Here is a 16,233-nt window from a genome sequence, read left to right as displayed (position 1 = left end):
TCTTTGTGGCGCAAAAATTCCCGGGCATACGCAGTCCCTGTGGGAGCGGGTTCACCCGCGAATGCCGGCAAAGCCGGTGCCATCCACCGCGTCGCTTGCTTCGCGGCTAAAGCCGCTCCCACAGGGACGGCGCAAGGCCGCTAACAGGGTTCCACCGATGCCTTGTCAATCGGCTAATGGCACTGCGCCATACTCTCCGTATCGTACCTGCGTGATATCGTTTCCCCTCAGCCCCCAGCGCCAGCCAGAGACCTCCCGATGCCCAACACCACCCACCTTCACCCCGGCTTCATGATCGTCCACGGCAACCGCCTCGACGACCTGCGCAGCTTGGTGGTGAGCTGGATGCGTCGCTATCCCTTGGCACCTCTGGAAAACGAAATCGCCCTGGTGCAGAGCAATGGCATCGCCCAATGGCTCAAACTGGCGCTTGCCGAAGACCCTCAGGACGATGACCAGGGCGGCTGTGGCATCGCCGCCGCCATCGACGTGCAACTACCAGGCAGCTTCATGTGGCAGCTGTACCGCAGCGTGCTGGGCCGTGATGAAATTCCCGAAGTCTCCCTGCTCGACAAGGCACCGCTGACCTGGCGTCTGATGCGTCTGCTCCCGGCTTTGATCGAACGTCCTCACTTCGAACCGCTGCGACGCTTTCTCACCGACGACAGCGACCTGCGCAAGCGCTATCAGCTCGCCGAGCGCCTGGCCGACCTGTTCGACCAGTATCAGGTCTACCGCGCCGACTGGCTCAAGGACTGGGCCGCTGGCGAGCACATCCTCAACACCGCCCGCGGTGAACGCAAGGCGCTGCCCCCGGGCAACCGCTGGCAGGCCGAGTTGTGGCGTGCATTGCTGGAGGATGTTGGTGAGCAGGGCATGGCGCAGAGCCGTGCCGGCGTACATCAACGCTTCATCGAACGGATCAACAGCCTGGAGCAGGCACCTGCCGGTCTGCCGGCCCGGGTGATCGTATTCGGTATCTCATCGCTGCCAGCCCAGGCCCTCGAGGCACTGGCCGGCCTGGCACGCTTCAGCCAGGTGCTACTGTGCGTGCACAACCCCTGCCGCCACCACTGGGCCGATATCGTTGCCGACAAGGACCTGCTGCGCCACCAGTACAAGCGCCAGCAACGCAAGCAGGGCATGCCCTTGCAACTGGACGACCAGTCGCTGCACCAGCATGCCCACCCTTTGCTGGCCGCCTGGGGCAAACAAGGCCGCGATTACATCAACCTGCTCGACAGCTACGATGACCCCAGCAGTTACCAGGGCGTGTTCAGCGACGGTCGCATCGACCTATTCAGTGAGGGCTCGCCCACCACGCTGCTCAACCAGTTGCAGGACGACATCCTTGAACTGCGTCCGCTCGCCGAAACTCGTGAGCAGTGGCATCCAGTCGACCCAGCGAAGGACCGCTCGATCCGCTTCCACATCGCCCATAGCCCGCAACGCGAAGTGGAGATCCTTCACGATCAGCTACTGGCCCGGTTCAGCGCCGACCCAACCCTGCGCCCACGTGACGTGATCGTCATGCTGCCGGCCATCGATACCTACGCGCCGCATATTCGCGCCGTATTCGGCCAGTTGCAGCGCAACGATCCGCGCTACATCCCGTTCACCCTGACCGACCAGGGCCAACGTGGCCGCGAACCCTTGCTGATTGCCCTCGAACACCTGCTCAAGCTGCCGGACAGCCGCTTCGCGGTCAGCGAAGTGCTCGACCTGCTGGATGTGCCGGCAGTCCGCGCCCGTTTCGGCATACGCGAAAACGACCTGCCCACGCTGCACCGCTGGATCGAGGGGGCCGGCATCCGCTGGGGCCTCAATGCCGAGCAGCGGGCCAGCCTGGGCTTGCCCGCTGGGCTGGAACAGAACAGCTGGCGGTTCGGCCTGCGGCGCATGCTGCTGGGTTATGCCGTCGGCGTGGGTGAGGCCTGTGACGGCATCGAACCCTACGATGAAATCGGTGGCTTGGATGCGGCGCTGATCGGCCCGCTGGTCGCCTTGCTCGACGCCCTCGAAGTAGCCAGCAAGGCCTTGTCCGAGCCTGCCACTGTCAGCCAGTGGGGGGAACGCCTGCATGCCTTGCTGCAAGTGTTTTTCCTGGCCGAGGGCGAGCGCGACGAGTTCCTGCTGATGCAGTTGCAGGATCTGCGTGATAGCTGGCTTGAGGTGTGCGAGGCCGTCGGCCTGCAAGACTCATTGCCGCTGACCGTGGTGCGCGAAGCCTGGCTGTCGGGCCTCGACCAGGGCAAGTTGTCCCAGCGCTTCCTCGCCGGCTCGGTGAACTTCTGTACCCTCATGCCGATGCGCGCCATCCCGTTCCGGGTGGTCTGCCTGCTGGGCATGAACGATGGCGATTATCCCCGCGCCCAGCAGCCGCTGGACTTCGACCTGATGGCCAGCGACTACCGCCCCGGTGACCGCTCGCGCCGTGAGGATGACCGCTACCTGCTGCTCGAAGCGCTGTTGTCGGCCCGCGACCAGCTGTATGTCAGCTGGGTCGGGCGCAGTATCCGCGACAACAGCGAACGCCCGGCCTCGGTGCTCATCGGCCAGTTGCGCGATCACCTTGCAGCCGGCTGGCAGCTGGCAGGCGCGGAGCAGGGGCAGCCGGCAGAACCGGGCGAGCAACTGCTGCACGCACTGACCCAGGAGCACCCGCTGCAACCGTTCAGTTCACGCTACTTCCAGAAGGGCAGCCCGCTGTTCAGCTTTGCCCACGAATGGCAGGTGTTGCACCAGCAGGGCCAGGAGGACCAGCAGGCTGACCACGTCCTGCCGCCATACCATGACGAGGAGGCCTTGAGCCTGACCCAGCTGAATGACTTCCTGCGCCACCCGGTGCGGCATTTCTTCAGCCAGCGTCTGAAGGTGTACTTCGAAGCGCTGGAAGCACCGACCCCGGACGAGGAACCCTTCGTCCTCGATACCCTGCAACGATACGGCGCCAGTGAAAGCCTGTTGGGTGCAGCGCTGGCCGAGCCGGACAATGCCGAACAGGCCCTGCAGGCACAAGCCCGGCGCTTGCAGGCCTGTGGCGTGCTGCCACTGGCCGGCTTCGGCGAACTGCTGCAGCGCGAGCTGATCGAGCCCCTGCCAGACTTGCTGCAACGCCACCGCCAGCTATTGCAACGCTGGCCGCAGCTGGTCGAGGGGGCATTGCCCGTGCATTTCGAGCACGGCCCGCACCGCCTCGAAGGGTGGCTTGGGCGGGTATTCCAGGCAGATGACCAGAGCCTGCTCAGCATCACCACCGTACCCAACACTATCAGTGCCGGGCGTAACGCCCTCAAGTGGCACCGCCTGATCGCGCCCTGGGTCACGCACCTGGCGGCCTGCGCGGCGGGCTACCCCTATAACAGCGCGCTGGTGGCCAGCGACTTGACCCTGCTGCTTGAGCCACTGCCGCAAGCGCAGGCGGCGCAATTGCTGGGCGACCTGCTGGTAGCCCGTCAGGCGGCGATGAATGCGCCGTTGCCGGTCGCGGCCAAGACCGCGTTCGCCTGGCTGGCCCAGGACGATAGCGACAAAGCCCTGGCTGCTGCCGCCCGCGCCTACGAAGGCGACCAGAGCACCAGCTTCGGCGAGCGCAGTGAAAGCATCGCCCTGGCCCGGCAGTTCCGCGACTTTGCCGCACTCACCGCTGATGAAACCTTCGAAGGCTGGTGCGAAGCCTTGTACCGCCCATTGTTCAACGCCCCGTGGCAGACCCTGGGCAACCCGGAGAAAGGCGCATGACCCAGGACCGTCCCCTGGCACTGAGTTTCCCCCTGCATGGCAGCCGGCTGATCGAGGCCAGTGCCGGCACGGGCAAGACCTTCACCATTTCGGCGCTGTACCTGCGTCTGATCCTCGGTCACGGTGGCGAGCAGGGCTTCAACCGCGAGCTGCTACCACCGCAGATCCTCGTGGTGACCTTCACCGACGCCGCCACCAAAGAGCTGCGCGAACGTATTCGCGCCCGCCTGGCCGAAGCTGCGCGGTTCTTCCGTGGCGAGCTGGAGGCGGCCGACCCGCTGTTGCACCAACTGCGTGACGACTATCCGGAAGAAGCCTGGCCACGCTGTGCCGGGCGCCTGGAAATCGCCGTGCAGTGGATGGACGAGGCAGCGGTATCGACCATCCACGGCTGGTGCCAGCGCATGCTGCGCGAACATGCCTTCGACAGCGGCAGCCTGTTCACCCAGACCCTGGAAACAGACCACAGCGAACTGCTGGGTCAGGTCATGCGCGACTACTGGCGGCGCTTCTGCTACGGCATGCAAGGCGACGCGCTGGCCTGGGTGCGTGGCCACTGGGGCAGCCCCGACGCCTTGCTGCCGCGGATCCGCCCGCTGTTCGGTCGCGTGCGCGTCCAGCACGATGGGCCCGAGCCGGCGGCACTGATCCAGGCATCGCTGCAGCAGCGTGGCGAGCAGTTGGCCCGGCTCAAGGCGCCTTGGGCGCAATGGGCCGAGGAGTTGCGCCAGATCTGCCGTGATGCACTGGCCGCCAAACAGGTCGATGGCCGCAAGATGCAGGCCCGTTACTTCGAGCCCTGGTTCGACAAACTCTGCGCCTGGGCCGCAGACGAACAACTGGTGGAACTTGACCTGGGCACCGGCTTTACCCGCCTGACCCCAGCGGGCATGGCCGAAGCCTGGAAGGGCGAGCCCCCCGAGCACCCCGCCCTCAATGCCATGCAGAGCTTGCAGCAACAGTTGCAGGCCCTGGACAGCCCGGATGCCCCATTGCTCGAGCATGCCGCCAACTGGGTAGCGGCACGCTTCGAAGTGGAGAAGCGTCGGCGTGCGGAAATGGGCTTCGACGACATGCTCCTGCGCCTGCAGCACGCCCTGGCCAGCGAGGCTGGCGAGCGCTTGGCCAGCCTGATCCGCGAACAGTTCCCGGTGGCGTTGATCGACGAGTTCCAGGACACCGACCCGGTGCAGTACGGCATCTTCGAGCGCATCTACCAGATCAGCGAAAACCGCGCCGAGACCGGCCTGTTCATGATCGGCGACCCCAAGCAGGCGATCTATGCCTTCCGTGGCGCCGACATCTACACCTACCTTGCTGCCCGCCGTGCCACCAGTGGTCGCCTGCACAGCCTGGACACCAACTACCGCTCCAGCAAGGCCATGGTCGCGGCGGTCAACCAGGTGTTCCTGCAGGCCGAGGCGCGTGAGGCAGGGCGTGGCGCATTCCTGTTCCGCGAGGCTGATGACAACCCGCTGCCGTTCATCGAGGTCCGCGCCAAAGGCCGTGGCGAACAGCTGTTGATCGACGGTGAAGCCTGCGCAGCCCTGCAATGCTGGCATCTGGAAAGCGAAGAGCCGGTCTCCGGCAGCGTTTACCGGCAGCAGCTGGCAGCCAGTTGCGCCAGCCATATCGTCGCCTTGCTCAATGGCGGCCAGCAAGGCACGGCTGGCTTCCAGAATGCCGAGGGCGAACTACGCCCGTGCCTGCCATCGGACATCGCCATCCTGGTGCGCGATGGCCATGAAGCGCAGATGGTCCGCGCCGAGCTTGCCGCGCGCGAGGTGCGTAGTGTGTACCTGTCCGACAAGGACTCGGTATTCGCCGCCCAGGAAGCCCACGACCTGTTGGCCTGGCTAAAGGCCTGTGCCGAACCCGACTCTGAGCGCCTGCTCAAGGCCGCCCTGGCCAGCCTTACCCTCGACCTGTCGCTGGCTGCGCTGGACCGCCTGAACCAGGACGAGCGGGTCTGGGAAGACTGGGTCATGCGTTTTCGTCGTTACCGCGACACCTGGCAGCGTCAGGGCGTGTTGCCGATGCTGCGGCACCTGCTGCATGACTTCCAGCTGCCGCGCACGCTGATCCGCCGCAGCGATGGCGAGCGGGTGCTGACCAACCTGCTGCACCTGGCCGAGCTGCTGCAACAGGCCGCCGGCGAACTGGACGGCGAACAGGCGCTGATCCGCCACCTGGCCGAGCACCTGGCCAGTTCCGGCCAGGCTGGTGAAGAGCAGATCCTGCGCCTGGAGAGTGACGAGCAGTTGGTGAAAGTGGTGACCATCCACAAATCCAAGGGCCTGGAATACCCCTTGGTCTACCTGCCGTTCATCTGCACCAGCAAACCAGTGGACGGCAGCCGCCTGCCGCTGGCCTGGCATGATAGCCAGGGCAACGCCCATCTCACCCTCACACCAGACCAGGAACAGATCGACCGCGCCGACGACGAGCGCCTGGCCGAAGACCTGCGCCTGCTCTATGTGGCCCTGACCCGTGCCCAGCATGCCTGCTGGCTGGGTGTCGCCGACCTCAAGCGGGGCAACCAGAAGAGCTCGCAACTGCACCGCTCGGCGTTCGGCTATCTGCTGGGAGGCGGCCTCGCCCTGCCGGGCTCGCAACAACTGACAGACTGGTTGCAGGCCTTGGCTGCAACTTGCCCGCACATCAGCTGCCCGGGCCTACCGCCGGCAGATGAGCAGGTATATCGCATGCCGCACACCGAGCATGAGCTGCTGCCTGCCCGCAAGCCGCGCCGCGCGGCGGGCGCCGAGCATTGGTGGATTGCCTCGTACAGTGCCCTGCGCGTCGGCGACCAGACCCTCGGTGCCGACAGCTCCCAGGCCCAGCAGTTACTGGATGATGAAGTGGTCGATACCCAGGTGCTGCGCGAGGTCCCGGCCGACAGTGGCGATATTCACCGCTTCCCGCGCGGGCCCAACCCCGGCACCTTCCTGCATGGCTTGTTGGAGTGGGTTGGCCGCGAGGGCTTCAGCCAGGTCAGCGGCAATGCACGGCTGATCGAGCGAACCGTTGGCCAGCGCTGCAACCGTCGCGACTGGACCGGCTGGATTCCCACCCTGACGCACTGGCTGCAGCGTCTGCTGGGCGAAGCGCTGCCGTTGCCGGGCAACGACCTCGGTGTGACGCTTGGGCAACTGCGCCACTACCAGATCGAAATGGAGTTCTGGTTCGCCAGCCACCAGGTCGATGCCGAACAGCTCGACCGCCTGGTGGCACGCCACACCCACCCCGGCCTGGCACGCCCGGCGGCTCAGCCGACCGTGCTCAATGGCATGTTCAAAGGTTTCATCGACCTGGCTTTCGAGCTGGACGGGCGTTACTACGTGACCGACTACAAGTCCAACTGGCTGGGCCCGGACATTCAGGCCTACGATGCCCCGGCCATGGAAAAGGCCATCCTCGAACATCGCTACGACCTGCAGTACGTGCTGTACCTGCTGGCCCTGCATCGGCAGTTGCGCGCCCGCCTGCCTGACTACGACTACGACCGCCATGTCGGCGGCGCCCTGTTCATCTTCCTGCGAGGTGCCAGCAGCAGCGGCCACGGCGTTTACCACGCCAAGCCACCGCGTGAGCTGATCGAAAGCCTCGATGCGCTGTTCCGTGGTGAGCACCCGCCCGTGCAGCAGGACCTGTTTGCCGGAGCCGTGATATGAGCCGAAGCCTAGTCGACCTATTGCCCACCCCGCTGCACGCCGAGCACCTGCTTGCATTGGCGCCGCAGCATGACAGCGGTGACCTGCTGCAACTGCTCGACCGCTGGGTAGAGCGCGGCTGGCTGCGTGCCCTGGACCGAGCGTTCGTATCGTTCCTGGAGGAGCGAGCCCCCGGTAGCGACCCACTGCTGTTGCTGGCCGCTGCCCTGGCCAGCCACCAACTGGGCCACGGCCATGTCTGCCTGGACCTGCAGCAGACCCTGGCCGAGCCCGATTTCGCCCTGTCCTTGCCGCCTGAAGGCGACGCCTTGACCGGCCCCTTGCTGCTGCCTTCGCAGTTGCTCGCCAACCTCGACCTGCACGCCTGGCGCCAGCGCATTGCCGCCAGTCCGCTAGTGGCCGCCGGCGATACTTCGGGCCAGCAAGCGCGGCCTCTGGTGCTAAGCGGCGAGCGTTTGTACTTGCGCCGTTACTGGAGTTACGAGCGGCGCATCGACCATACACTTCGCCAGCGCCTGACCCAGTCCGAGGCGCCCCCGGCCGACTTGCGTGGCCGCCTGGCGCAGCTGTTTGACGGTGGTACGCCGGCTGGCCAGGTGGACTGGCAGAAACTCGCCTGCGCCCTTGCCACCCGCGCAGGCTTCAGCATCATCACCGGCGGCCCCGGCACGGGCAAGACAACCACCGTGGTACGCCTTTTGGCCTTGCTGCAGGCGCCGGCGGTGGAGCAGGGCAGGCCATTGCGCATTCGCCTGGCCGCGCCGACCGGCAAGGCGGCCGCGCGCCTGACCGAATCCATTGGCCAGCAGGTCGAGCGCCTGCAGGTCAGCGCCGAGGTGCGCGGGCAGATCCCCACCGAGGTCAGCACCGTGCACCGCCTGCTCGGCAGCCGGCCCGGTTCCCGGCACTTCCGCCACCATGCCGGCAACCCGCTGCCGTTGGACGTGCTGGTGGTCGACGAAGCGTCGATGATCGACCTGGAAATGATGGCCAACCTGCTCGATGCGCTGCCGCCACGGGCACGTCTGGTACTGCTGGGCGACAAGGACCAGCTGGCCTCGGTCGAAGCCGGTGCGGTACTGGGTGACCTGTGCCGGGATGCCGAGGAGGGCTGTTACTCGTCGGCGACCGAGGCATGGCTGGAGCAGATCGGTGGCGAGTCGCTGGCGGGCAGCGGCCTCAAGGCCGGCGATGAGCAACGCAACCCGTTGGCCCAGCAGGTGGTGATGCTGCGCTTCTCGCGGCGTTTCGGCGAAGGCAGCGGCATTGGCCAGCTGGCCCGGCTGGTCAACCGCCAGGACTCCCATGCGGCGCGCAACCTGCTGGCCGCGCCGCCGCCCGATGTGTATAGCCTGGCCCTGAAGCACGAACAGGACCGCGCCTTCGACCGCCTGCTGCTCGACGGCCTGAATCGCGGCAGCGACGGCCCGCAGGGTTATCGCAGCTACCTGCGCACCCTTGGCCGCTTCCGCCCTGCACTCGATACCGCCGTTGACGACCCCGCGTGGGAGCAATGGGCGGGCAAGGTGCTGCACAGCTTCGAGGACTTCCAGCTGCTGTGTGCGGTACGCCGCGGCGCCTGGGGTGTCGAAGGCCTCAACGAGCGGGTGGCACGGGTGCTGCACAATGCCGGGCTGATCGACAGCCAGCAGCCATGGTACGAAGGGCGCCCGGTGCTGGTAACCCGCAACGATTATGGCCTGGGCCTGATGAACGGTGACATCGGCATCGCCCTGCGCCTGCCGGACGAGCGCGGCGAACCCTTACTGCGCGTGGCCTTCCCGCGTAACGACGGCAGTGGGGGCGTGCGCTTCGTCCTGCCCAGCCGGCTGAACGAAGTGGAAACGGTATTCGCCATGACCGTGCACAAGTCCCAGGGCTCGGAGTTCAGCCACACCGCGCTGGTGCTGCCGGATGCGCTCAACCCGGTGCTGACCAAGGAGCTGGTATACACCGGCATCACCCGCGCCAAGCATTGCTTCAGCCTGGTTGAGCCTCGTCAGGGTATTTTCGAAGAGGCGGTGGCGCGCAAGGTGCGGCGTATTTCCGGGTTGATGCTGGAGCAGGTGTAGGACCGATAAGGCCCTATCGCCGGCCAGCTCCCACAGGTGCAGCGCAGTTTTCAAGGGCTGTGGAGTCCTTGTGGGAGCTGGCTTGCCGGCGATGGGGCCATCAATCCCCATGCACAAAGCTGCTCGTACCTACATTGATGCGGCCATGTGCTATCGTTGCGCCGATATCGGAAAGGGCCTTAAGAGATTTCCCACATGAACGTGGCCGCAAGGCGAGTGACGAGCTGTGTGCTTTCGCTATTGCTGGCCGCCCTGTTCCTTTCCGCAGGCCCGGCCCAGGCAGACTCCGCCATGACTGCCGCCCAGGTGCAGCAACGTGCCAAGGCGGTCACCCAAGTGGTGCTGGGCATCTTCAGCTACGCCCGCTGGCCCGTCGAACCTTCGCCCTTGCGCCTGTGCCTGGTCGGCCCGACCGAATACGCCGATGACCTGATCAAAGGCCATGTGCAGGAGTCTGGCCGACCGCTGCAGGTGCGGCGGCTGCTGGCAGACGATAGCCAGGTCGCCCAGGCCTGCGACGCCATCTACATTGGCAAACTCGACCAGGGCCAGCGCGACCGGCTGTTCGAGCGCGTCAGTGGCCACCCGGTGCTGAGCATCAGCGAGGCAGACGACCCGTGCACGGTCGGTAGCCTGTTCTGCTTGCGGGTCAGCGACCAGCAGGTAGCCTTTGAAGTCAACCTGGACTCGGTGGCTCGCTCCGGCGTGCACATTCATCCCAGCGTGCTGCAATTGTCGCGGCGCCGGGCGGTGCAACCATGAAACCAACGCGCAAGCGCGGCGTGCGCCCGACCCTGCGCTCGGTGCTGGGCCGTGGCCACCTCAGCGTCGCCTTGCTCGCCGTGGGCCTGGCCGGCATATCCCTGACCCTGCTGGGCGTGCTCGCCCTGCGTGTCTACGCCAACGACAACCTGCACCTGATCGCCCGCTCGATCAGCTACACCGTGGAAGCGGCGGTGGTGTTTGACGACAGCGCTGCGGCCAATGAGTCGCTGGCGCTGATTGCCAGTACCGAGGAAGTGGCCGAAGCCAGGGTCTTCAACAACGAAGGCGAGCAGCTGGCGCATTGGCAGCGCAGTGATACCGGCGTGCTCGCGCGGCTGGAGGCACAGGTGGCCACCGCCTTGCTGGATGAGCCGATCAACCTGCCGATCACGCACCAGCAACAGCAGGTCGGGCGCATCGAGCTGGTTGGCCAGGGGCGAAGCCTGTTGCTGTTCTTGTTCAGCGGGCTGGCCGGCATCCTGTTCTGCACGGTGCTCAGCGCCCTGGCTGCCCAGTACCTGTCGCGGCGTCTGCTAAGCGATATCGTCCGCCCGCTGCGCGGCCTGGCCAGTGTTGCCCACGCCGCCCGCCGCGAGCGCAGTTTCGACCGGCGCGTGCCGGAGGCGCCGATTGCCGAGCTCAACGAACTGGGCAATGACTTCAACGCGCTGCTGGATGAGCTGGAGGTATGGCACAGCCACCTGCAGAACGAAAACCAGACCCTGGCCCACCAGGCTAGCCACGACAGCCTGACCGGCTTGCCCAACCGCGCCTTCTTCCAGGGGCGCCTGAGCCGCAGCGTGCGCAATGCCGAACGGCAGAAGGATCACCTGGCGCTGCTGTTCCTCGACAGTGACCACTTCAAGCAGATCAACGACACCCTCGGCCATGCGGTGGGCGACGAAGTGCTGATCAGCGTGGCCGACCGCGTTCGTGCCCAACTGCGCGAGCACGACCTTGTGGCGCGCCTGGGTGGCGATGAGTTCGCCGTGCTGCTGACGCCTTTGCATTCGCGCCAGGACGCCGAGCACATTGCCGAGAAGATCGTTGCCAGCATGAAGTTGCCGGTGCAGCTGGACAGTGGCCGTAGCATCGCCACCTCGTTGAGTGTCGGTATTGCCTATTACCCGGATGACGGCGCCGACCCCGCCAGTCTTCTGAATGCCGCCGATGCGGCGATGTACCAGGCCAAGCGCAAACGCCGTGGCCATTGGCAGGTGGCGCAGACGGAACGGTCCGCCAGCGAAATCAAGAACAGGAGTTGAACCCGTGATACAGGCTTTGCGTTTCCCCCTTTGGGCCTTGTTGCTCGCCGTGCTGGCGCTGAACGGCTGCCAGAGCGCTCCGCCCAAAGGCCTGTCCGCCGAGCAGATTGCCGTGCTCAAGCGTGAAGGCTTTACCCCGACCGACGAAGGCTGGGCCTACGATTTGTCCGGCAAGGTGCTGTTCGGCAGCGACCTGGACAGCCTCAACAGCCAGAGCCAGGCGATTGTCGAACGCATTGGCAAGGCGCTGCTCGGCGTTGGCATCCAGGGGGTGCGGGTGGATGGGCATGCCGACTCGTCCGGCAAGGCGGCATATAACCAGCAGCTGTCCGAGCGCCGCGCACAGAGCGTTGCCAGGGCGCTGGTCGGGGTAGGCATGCCGGCGCAGAACATCCAGTCCCGCGGGCTGGGCAGCAGCCAGCCGGTGGCGGACAACCGCACCAGCGCCGGGCGTACCGAGAACCGGCGGGTATCCATTGTGGTGGCTTCCTACTGACCACAGCCTACGTGCTATCAGATATCCCTGTGGAGCGGGTTCACCCGCGAACACCGGCGAAGCCGGTGCCATGCACCGAGTTGTCTGCTTCGCGGGTAAACCCGCTCCCACATTATCTGTGTTACCCCCGGGGTTTTAGCGCAGATGCACAAATTGCCGGGGCTGCTCTGCTGCCCTTTCGCGACACAAGGCCGCTCCCACAGGTACAGCGACAACCTCTAGATCAACGCTGCATCTGTGGGAGCTGGCTTGCCGGCGATGGGCTGCAACGCAGCCCCTTATTCCTGAGCAAACCGCATCTCCCGCGTCTCCCCCATCAACAACGGCGCATTCGCCTCGGTCGCCCCCCGGATGTAGTCCCACAACAGCGTAATCCGCTTCAACTTGCGCAAATCCTCCCGGCAATACATCCAGAACTGCCGTGTCACTTCGATCTCTTCCGGCAACACCGTCACCAGCCGCGGGTCCTGTGCTGCCAGGAAGCACGGCAAGATCGCCAGCCCACGCCCCTGCAACGCTGCCGTGTACTGCGCAATCACGCTGGTACTGCGCAAATGCGCGCTGGCGCTGGGGATCAGGTTGGCCAGGTACAGCAGCTCCGAACTGAATGCCAGGTCGTCTACGTAGCTGATGAACGGGTGCCTGGCCAGGTCCGCGATCTGGTTGATCGGTGCATGGCGGTCCAGGTAGTCCTGGGTCGCGTACAGCCGCAAGCGGTAGTCGCACAGCTTGCAGCACACATAAGGCCCATGCTCTGGCCGCTCCAGGGCGATGACGATGTCCGCCTCGCGCTTGGACAGACTGATGAAGTGCGGCAGCGGCAGGATATCCACCGAAATCGCCGGGTAGGCATCGACGAAGTGGCTTAGCTGCGGGGTGACGAAGAAGCTGCCGAAGCCTTCGGTGCAGCCCATGCGCACATGCCCCGACAACGCCACGCCCGACCCGGACACCTGCTCGCAGGCCATGTGCAGCGTGCTCTCGATCGACTCGGCATAGCCCAGCAAGCGCTGGCCCTCGGCGGTGAGGACAAAGCCGTTGGTCCGGGATTTCTCGAACAGCAAGGTGCCCAGCGCCCCCTCCAGCGAGCTGATGCGCCGCGACACAGTGGTGTAGTCCACGCTCAGGCGCTTGGCGGCGCTGCTGGCCTTGCGCGTACGCGCCACTTCAAGGAAGAACTTCAGGTCGTCCCAGTTGAGCGCGCTCAGGGATGTAAGGTCTTTTTGCATGATGATCCGGTTTTTTTGTGCGTTCTTGTTGGATGTTTGCACATCTATACTCGAAACAAGCCTCAGGACGCCACCTCGCGTTTGCCCGGCAATGGCGATCTCGTCCCGACAATAATTCCAAGGAGAACGCAGATGAACGCACCGCAATCCCCTAACCAGACCAAAATCGAGCAGGTCAAGCTGCTGATCGACGGCCAATGGGTCGAGTCCAAGACCACCGAATGGCGCGACATCGTCAACCCGGCTACCCAAGAGGTGCTGGCGCGCGTACCGTTCGCCACCGTCGAAGAAGTCGACGCAGCCGTCGCCGCTGCCCACCGCGCCTTCCAGACTTGGCGTAACACGCCGATCGGCGCGCGCATGCGCATCATGCTCAAGCTGCAGGCGCTGATCCGCGAACACACCAAACGCATCGCCCAGGTCCTCAGTGCCGAGCAGGGCAAGACCCTGGCCGACGCCGAAGGCGATATCTTCCGCGGCCTGGAAGTGGTCGAGCACGCCGCCTCCATCGGCACCCTGCAGATGGGCGAATTCGCCGAGAACGTTGCCGGCGGCGTCGATACCTACACCCTGCGCCAGCCGATCGGCGTATGCGCTGGCATCACCCCGTTCAACTTCCCGGCGATGATCCCGCTGTGGATGTTCCCCATGGCCATCGTCTGCGGCAACACCTTCGTGCTCAAGCCGTCCGAGCAGGACCCGCTGTCGACCATGCTGCTGGTCGAACTGGCGCTGGAAGCCGGCATACCGGCTGGCGTGCTCAACGTGGTGCACGGCGGCAAGCAAGTGGTGGATGCCATTTGCACCCACCAGGACATCAAGGCGATTTCCTTCGTCGGCTCCACCGAAGTGGGCACCCACGTGTACAACCTGGGCAGCCAGCACGGCAAGCGCGTGCAGTCGATGATGGGCGCCAAGAACCACGCGGTGGTGCTGCCCGATGCCAACCGCACGCAAACCGTCAACGCCCTGGTCGGTGCCGCCTTCGGTGCAGCAGGCCAGCGCTGCATGGCCACCTCGGTGGCGGTGTTGGTGGGCAAGGCCCGCGAATGGCTGCCGGATATCAAGGAAGCGGCCAGCAAGCTCAAGGTCAATGCCGGCTGCGAGCCAGGCACCGATGTCGGCCCTGTGGTCTCCAAACGCGCCAAGGAGCGTGTGCTGGGTCTGATCGAAAGTGGCATCAAGGAAGGCGCCAAGCTGGAACTCGACGGCCGTGACGTCACGGTATCGGGCTACGAGCAAGGCAACTTCATTGGCCCGACCCTGTTTTCGGGCGTGAAGACCGACATGCAGGTCTACACCCAGGAAATTTTCGGCCCGGTGCTGGTGACCCTGGAGGTCGACACCCTTGACGAGGCCATCGCCCTGGTCAATGCCAACCCGTTCGGTAACGGTACCGGCCTGTTCACCCAGAGTGGCGCGGCAGCGCGCAAGTTCCAGAGCGAAATCGACGTCGGCCAGGTCGGCATCAACATCCCGATCCCGGTCCCGGTGCCGTTCTTCAGCTTCACCGGATCGCGTGGCTCCAAGCTCGGCGACCTCGGCCCGTACGGCAAGCAAGTGGTGCAGTTCTACACTCAGACCAAGACCGTCACCGCCCGCTGGTTCGATGACGACAGCGTCAACGACGGTGTGAACACCACCATCAGCCTGCGCTAAGGAGAGAGTCATGCGTATCGCATTCATCGGGCTCGGCAACATGGGCGCACCCATGGCCCGCAACCTGATCAAGGCCGGGCACCAACTGAACCTGTTCGACCTGAACAAGGCTGTGCTGGCCGAGCTGGCAGAACTGGGCGGGCAGGTCAGCCCGTCGCCCAAGGACGCGGCGGCCAACAGCGAGCTGGTGATCACCATGCTGCCGGCTGCTGCCCATGTGCGCAGCGTGTACCTGAACGAAGACGGTGTGCTGGCGGGCATTCGCCCCGGCACGCCGACCGTGGATTGCAGCACCATCGACCCGCAGACGGCGCGTGATGTGTCCAAGGCCGCAGCGGCCAAGGGCGTGGACATGGGCGATGCACCGGTGTCCGGTGGCACCGGCGGCGCGGCGGCAGGCACCCTGACCTTCATGGTCGGTGCCAGCACCGAGCTGTTTGCCACCCTCAAGCCGGTACTGGAGCAGATGGGCCGCAACATCGTGCACTGCGGTGAAGTCGGCACCGGGCAGATCGCCAAGATCTGCAACAACCTGCTGCTGGGTATCTCGATGATCGGCGTGTCCGAGGCCATGGCCCTGGGCAACGCGCTGGGCATCGACACCAAGGTGCTGGCCGGCATCATCAACAGTTCGACCGGGCGTTGCTGGAGCTCGGACACCTACAACCCGTGGCCGGGCATCATCGAAACCGCGCCGGCATCGCGTGGCTATACCGGTGGCTTTGGCGCCGAGCTGATGCTCAAGGACCTGGGGCTGGCCACCGAGGCTGCACGCCAGGCGCATCAACCGGTGATCCTGGGGGCCGTGGCCCAGCAGCTGTATCAGGCCATGAGCCTGCGCGGCGAGGGTGGCAAGGACTTCTCGGCGATCGTCGAGGGTTACCGCAAGAAGGATTGACGAGCGAGGACTTTATCGCGGGCCGGGCGGCCTTCCCTCTGTAACTGCGCACCAGAGGGGAGGGGGCCCGTACTGCGATGTTTTTTGAGCATTATTTAGGCAAGGGGGGTAAGTAATACATGAAAATTCCCAAACCAAAAAATGCGATAGTCAATATCAAAAGCGAGGAGCCTATGAAGATTAGGAGGGTCTTGATTTTTGAAGGTAGATTATTTATTTCCTTGATGTCAATGAGGTTTTTTCGTGCATAGATTTTAGGAATGAGCAGTATGAATGATATATTCGTTAGTCGAAAGAATTTTCCCATCAAGCCAGCATGTAGCCAGAGTTTTTTTTCACCGGTTATTGCATTGCAATTTAATAAAAGTCCTTCAATGTAATCAATTTTGCGATGAGCGATATATATTGTTAATGCCAGGTTCAAGAAAAGTAAA

Annotated in this window: 9 protein-coding genes; 8 read left to right on the top strand and 1 reads right to left on the bottom strand. The window is 64.7% G+C overall.

Going from position 1 to position 16,233, the window contains the following annotated elements; genetic code table 11:
- The first annotated feature begins 258 nt into the window (after nucleotides 1-258).
- From recC to E5221_RS24315, 6 genes are all read left to right on the top strand, one after another.
- Nucleotides 259-3,741 (top strand): exodeoxyribonuclease V subunit gamma, encoded by a 3,483-nt coding sequence (gene recC / locus E5221_RS24340; protein WP_247846571.1) that lies wholly within the window; start codon nucleotides 259-261, stop codon nucleotides 3,739-3,741.
- On the top strand, nucleotides 3,738-7,415 hold the full coding sequence (gene recB, locus E5221_RS24335) for an exodeoxyribonuclease V subunit beta (protein ID WP_247846570.1): 3,678 nt from the start codon (nucleotides 3,738-3,740) through the stop codon (nucleotides 7,413-7,415). Before recC ends, recB begins: the two co-directional genes overlap by 4 nt.
- Nucleotides 7,412-9,487 carry an exodeoxyribonuclease V subunit alpha gene (gene recD, locus E5221_RS24330; RefSeq protein WP_247846569.1) on the top strand — a complete coding sequence of 692 codons (2,076 nt, stop codon included), beginning with the start codon at nucleotides 7,412-7,414 and terminating at the stop codon, nucleotides 9,485-9,487. Before recB ends, recD begins: the two co-directional genes overlap by 4 nt.
- A 195-nt stretch (nucleotides 9,488-9,682) precedes the next feature.
- Nucleotides 9,683-10,249, top strand: coding sequence for a YfiR family protein (locus tag E5221_RS24325; protein WP_123085736.1), 567 nt, complete (start codon nucleotides 9,683-9,685; stop codon nucleotides 10,247-10,249).
- Nucleotides 10,246-11,517 carry a diguanylate cyclase gene (locus tag E5221_RS24320; protein WP_247846568.1) on the top strand — a complete coding sequence of 424 codons (1,272 nt, stop codon included), beginning with the start codon at nucleotides 10,246-10,248 and terminating at the stop codon, nucleotides 11,515-11,517. The genes E5221_RS24325 and E5221_RS24320 overlap by 4 nt, the downstream gene beginning before the upstream one ends.
- A gap of 4 nt (nucleotides 11,518-11,521) precedes the next feature.
- A complete protein-coding gene (locus tag E5221_RS24315) occupies nucleotides 11,522-12,013 on the top strand; it encodes an OmpA family protein (protein WP_247846567.1) in 492 nt (163 codons plus the stop codon).
- A gap of 278 nt (nucleotides 12,014-12,291) precedes the next feature.
- Here E5221_RS24315 and E5221_RS24310 read toward each other — a convergent pair whose 3' ends face one another.
- Nucleotides 12,292-13,242, bottom strand: a complete 951-nt coding sequence (locus E5221_RS24310) for a LysR family transcriptional regulator (protein WP_247846566.1) — start codon at nucleotides 13,240-13,242, stop codon at nucleotides 12,292-12,294.
- A 132-nt stretch (nucleotides 13,243-13,374) separates the two neighbouring features.
- On the opposite strand from E5221_RS24310, the gene E5221_RS24305 reads away from it, so the two are divergent.
- Together E5221_RS24305 and mmsB are read left to right on the top strand one after the other, a co-directional pair.
- Complete coding sequence (locus E5221_RS24305; RefSeq protein ID WP_061552497.1) at nucleotides 13,375-14,901, top strand: CoA-acylating methylmalonate-semialdehyde dehydrogenase; 1,527 nt, start codon at nucleotides 13,375-13,377, stop codon at nucleotides 14,899-14,901.
- Nucleotides 14,902-14,911: 10 nt separating this feature from the next.
- On the top strand, nucleotides 14,912-15,799 hold the full coding sequence (gene mmsB, locus E5221_RS24300; RefSeq protein ID WP_015271823.1) for a 3-hydroxyisobutyrate dehydrogenase: 888 nt from the start codon (nucleotides 14,912-14,914) through the stop codon (nucleotides 15,797-15,799).
- Nucleotides 15,800-16,233 lie beyond the last annotated feature (434 nt).

Origin of the sequence: Pseudomonas sp. A2, assembly GCF_023100865.1 — a bacterium.
GTDB lineage: Bacteria > Pseudomonadota > Gammaproteobacteria > Pseudomonadales > Pseudomonadaceae > Aquipseudomonas > Aquipseudomonas asiatica.
The sequence above is the reverse complement of the archived record's forward strand: the minus strand, read 5'-3'. Positions and strand labels throughout refer to the sequence as shown.

Excerpts from the sequence above, each read along its gene's own strand:
- recC (WP_247846571.1), top strand. The coding sequence starts at position 259 with ATGCCCAACACCACCCACCTTCACCCCGGCTTCATGATCGTCCACGGC.
- recB (WP_247846570.1), top strand. The coding sequence starts at position 3,738 with ATGACCCAGGACCGTCCCCTGGCACTGAGTTTCCCCCTGCATGGCAGC.
- recD (WP_247846569.1), top strand. The coding sequence starts at position 7,412 with ATGAGCCGAAGCCTAGTCGACCTATTGCCCACCCCGCTGCACGCCGAG.
- E5221_RS24325 (WP_123085736.1), top strand. The coding sequence starts at position 9,683 with ATGAACGTGGCCGCAAGGCGAGTGACGAGCTGTGTGCTTTCGCTATTG.
- E5221_RS24320 (WP_247846568.1), top strand. The coding sequence starts at position 10,246 with ATGAAACCAACGCGCAAGCGCGGCGTGCGCCCGACCCTGCGCTCGGTG.
- E5221_RS24310 (WP_247846566.1), bottom strand. The coding sequence starts at position 13,242 with ATGCAAAAAGACCTTACATCCCTGAGCGCGCTCAACTGGGACGACCTG.
- E5221_RS24305 (WP_061552497.1), top strand. The coding sequence starts at position 13,375 with ATGAACGCACCGCAATCCCCTAACCAGACCAAAATCGAGCAGGTCAAG.
- mmsB (WP_015271823.1), top strand. The coding sequence starts at position 14,912 with ATGCGTATCGCATTCATCGGGCTCGGCAACATGGGCGCACCCATGGCC.